This is a genomic window from Sphingomonas sp. (assembly GCF_048595155.1).
Taxonomy (GTDB): Bacteria; Pseudomonadota; Alphaproteobacteria; order Sphingomonadales; family Sphingomonadaceae; genus Sphingomonas_I.
Map to the genome: position 1 here is coordinate 1 of NZ_JBMDXN010000040.1, position 3,801 is coordinate 3,801.

Here is a 3,801-nt window from a genome sequence, read left to right on the forward strand (position 1 = left end):
CGCTCGTGCAGGAAATTGGCCGGCGGCAGTACAATCCGGTCAACGTCACGCCGGGGATTGGCAGCCGCTTGGCCCACGGTGAGCGGCGGTCGCTTATTGTCACGCGCAGCGAAGCTTCCCGTGACATGACAGGTGCGCACCCGCAGCTCGATCATAACGGGTGTATTTGAGGCCTCAGAAAGCTCGAAGCCCTTTTCGACCATGTCGACGATGCTGGTAAGATTGGGCCGGGGATCCAGCAGCCACATCTGCGACTTCATCGCAAATGCGTGCGTACGCTCCTGCATGATAGAGGAACCTTCGCCGTAATCCTCCCCGACGATGATCAGCGTGCCGCCTGTGACACCGCCCGAGGCGATGTTCGACAAGGCGTCAGAGGCAACGTTGGTGCCGACCACCGATTTCCACGCCACAGCGCCGCGCAACGGATAATTGACAGACGCTGCAAGCATTGCTGCGGCGGTTGCCTCGCTTGCTGAGGATTCGAAATGAACTCCGAGCTCGCGCAGCAACGGGTCTGCATCGGCAAAGACGTCCATCAAATGGCTGATCGGCGAACCCTGGTACCCGCCGACATAGGCGACTCCCGCCTGCAGGAGCGCCTTCGTCACGGCCAGGATGCCTTCGCCCTCGAAAATCTCACCAGCACCGAGCCGGAGCCGCTCGACCTCCCGCTTGAACGAGCGCTCAGCCATCCGCCCTACTCGGAGATCAGCGCGAGCACGCGCAGTGGGCTTCCTGAACCGCCGACGATCTTGAGCGGTGCCGACACGATCACCGCGCCCTTGGCTGGCAGCAGATCGAGGTTGGTCAGGCACTGCAGTCCATAACGTCCCGCTCCGTGGAACAGCGTATGGGCAGGGTAGGGGGGCACAAGAAGGTGCGCCTGACCTGCATCTGTCCCGATCGTCTCGACCCCGAAGCCATGGGCATCGCGCTCTTCCACCAAGAAGCGCACCGCCTCGGCGGAAGGTCCGGGCGTATGAGCGCCGTCCTCGCGGCGATTGACATAATCCTCGACCGACCGCTTCGACCAATCGGTGCGGAGCAGGATCCAGCTGCGCGGTGGGATCGCGCCATGCTCAGCTTCCCATGTCTCGATATCTGCTACGCTAAGCAGATAATCAGGATCAGCCGCGGACTTGGCCGAGATATCGATCACGACTGCGGGCGCGATGAAGGCACTCGGGTCGATCGCATCCACCGTATTGTCGATCAGGTCTTTCCCTGTGACCCAATGAACGGGTGCGTCGAAATGCGTTCCGGTATGCTCGCCGACGGTGAAATTATTCCAGAACCAGGCGACGCCGCGCTCATCGTATCGCGAAATCTCCTCGACCTTGAAGGCAGCAGTCTGACCGAACTGCTCGGGGAGGACGAGCGTCGGGGTATCAGCCGATAGGGGCTGCGTAAGATCGATCGTACGGATCGCTCCGCTCGATACGGCGTCCGCGAAGGCAGTGAGCGTAGCAACCGACATGAAAGCCTCTCTCGAAGGAGCAAATGCGACTCGAAAGCTGCCGCATAAAACGTGCAAATGCAACTATCCTGTGCGGTGTGTTGCCCCTCGTCCCCGTGCCGGATAAACGGCTCTTAGGAGCAGAGATGGACAATCGTATTCTCGGCGACCCCGGCACGCCGACCTTTCAAGTCGAGAAATATCCATTCTTCCTGCTCAACCGGCTGGTCGCGCGATATAATATCATCATCGAGACCCGCCTGCGCGCGATTGGGCTGGATATTCCCTATTGGCGGGTCCTGATGATCCTGGGCGAGCGCAGCCCGCGGGGGGTCCGCGATATTGCCGATGCCGCCGTCATACCGTTGTCGACAATGACCCGCATCATCCAGCGGATGCGTGACGCAGGATTGGTTGCGGTGTCGAGCGGCCCGGACGACGCGCGGGTCACGTTGGTATCGCTGCTGCCGCTGGGCGAGGCCAAGTTGAAGGATGCCCGTACCGCCTCGGCGCCCGTCTATGCCGGTGTCATCCAGGGGCTCAGCTCGAAAGATTTCGACCGGCTCATAGGCCTGCTGGGCCAGCTGCACGAGAATCTCCGCGACATGGAGTGATGCATGCTGGGGTGGCCCGCTTGCGGACGCCGCCAATATATTTTAGACATAAAATAAATAGGAGGTGCTGGTATGCGGGTGGCATGTCTTGGCGGAGGTCCGGCCGGCCTTTATTTTGCGATTTCGATGAAGCTTCGCGACCCTTCGCATGACGTGGTCGTCATCGAGCGCAACAAGGCGGGAGATACGTTCGGCTGGGGGGTCGTGTTTTCGGACCAGACGCTCGCCAATCTGCGGGAGAATGACCCTGTCAGCGCGGAGACGATCGCGACCAGCTTCGCCCATTGGGACGACATCGAGGTTGTCATTGGCGACCATGTCGAGTGTTCCGGTGGTCATGGATTTATCGGTATCGGCCGGAAGAAGCTGCTGCAGATCCTCCAGGCGCGTGCTCGTGATCTCGGCGTCCGACTCGAATTCGAAACAGAGTTTAAGGATGATCTGAGCGCATATGACGACTATGACCTGATCGTCGCTGCGGATGGCATCAATAGCCGCATTCGGACGGCGCATGCGGAGCGCTTTGGCGTCGATATCGAGACACGGGCCAACAAGTTCATGTGGCTCGGCACGCTGCGCCTGTTCGATGCCTTTGCTTTCCTGTTTGAAGAGACGCCCCATGGATGGATCTGGGCGCACGCCTACCGGTTTGACGAGAGCCGATCGACGTTCATCGTCGAATGTTCGGAGGAAACCTGGACCGGTCTCGGCTTCGACCAAATGGAGCAAGCGGACACCATCGCCGCCTGTGAACGTATCTTTGCGCGTCATCTCAATGGCGAGCCGCTGCTCACCAATGCCGCGCACCTGCGCGGTTCGGCTGCCTGGATCAATTTCCGGCGCGTTATCTGCGAAACATGGTCGTTTGATAATGTCGTGCTGCTGGGGGACGCCGCGCACACCGCTCACTTCTCGATCGGCTCAGGGACGAAGCTCGCGCTGGAAGACGCGATCAAGCTGGCAGAGGTGATGAGCTGTGCTGACGTCACCAACCGCGCAGCCCTGTCGGCGGCGCTGGCCGAATACCAAGCGGTCCGTCATGTCGAAGTCCTGAAAATCCAAAACTCAGCGCGTAATTCGACCGAATGGTTCGAGACGCTCGACCGCTACATCAGATTTCCGCCAGATCAGTTCGCTTATTCCCTTCTTACGCGTTCGCAGCGGGTCAGTCATGAAAACCTTCGACTGCGCGATGGAGAGTGGCTGGCTCGGGTCGAGCAGGCCTTCGGTTTACGCGCCGGATTGGCGCCGGACGCAGCGGCGCCGCCGCCGATGTTTACGCCTTACGTCCTGCGCAACATGCGTCTCGCCAACCGCGTGGTCGTATCGCCGGTCCTGACCTACGCCGCCGGGCCCGACGCGACGCCGAACGATTTCCATCTGGTGCATTATGGCGCACGCGCGCTAGGCGGCGCCGGCTTGGTGATGACGGAGATGGCCGCCATCTCCGCCGATGGTCGCATCACGCCCGCATGTCCTGGCCTCTACTCCGACGAGCATATGACCGCCTGGCGCCGCGTGGTGGATTTCGTCCACGCCAACAGCAGCGCGAAGATCTGCGTCCAACTCGGCCACGCCGGGCCACGCGGGGCAACCATTCCGGGCCAGCCCGACCGCCCGCTGTCCGAGGGCAGTTGGCCGCTTCTCGCGGCATCGGCCCGGCCGTTCGTGCCCGGTGGGCGGATCCCGGTCGCAATGGATCGCGACATGATGACATCCGTGCTCCGC

At 61.4% G+C, this 3,801-nt stretch carries 3 protein-coding genes and 1 pseudogene; 2 read left to right on the top strand and 2 right to left on the bottom strand.

From position 1 onward, the window contains the following. A pseudogene (locus ACOJSI_RS06685) lies at positions 1–695 on the bottom strand (indolepyruvate ferredoxin oxidoreductase); the annotation flags it as partial. Positions 696–700: 5 nt separating this feature from the next. Then, on the bottom strand, positions 701–1,480 hold the full coding sequence (locus ACOJSI_RS06690) for a cyclase family protein (protein WP_420137488.1): 780 nt from the start codon (positions 1,478–1,480) through the stop codon (positions 701–703). 125 nt (positions 1,481–1,605) lie between these two features. On the opposite strand from ACOJSI_RS06690, the gene ACOJSI_RS06695 reads away from it, so the two are divergent. Then, entirely contained in the window at positions 1,606–2,073 is a 468-nt protein-coding gene (locus tag ACOJSI_RS06695) for a MarR family winged helix-turn-helix transcriptional regulator (RefSeq protein WP_420137489.1), read from the top strand. Positions 2,074–2,145: 72 nt separating this feature from the next. After that, the coding region (locus ACOJSI_RS06700) for an FAD-dependent monooxygenase (RefSeq protein ID WP_420137490.1) at positions 2,146–3,801 on the top strand (1,656 nt) is incomplete at its 3' end.

Coding starts and splice junctions, on each gene's coding strand:
- ACOJSI_RS06690 (WP_420137488.1), bottom strand. CDS start 1,480: ATGTCGGTTGCTACGCTCACTGCCTTCGCGGACGCCGTATCGAGCGGA.
- ACOJSI_RS06695 (WP_420137489.1), top strand. CDS start 1,606: ATGGACAATCGTATTCTCGGCGACCCCGGCACGCCGACCTTTCAAGTC.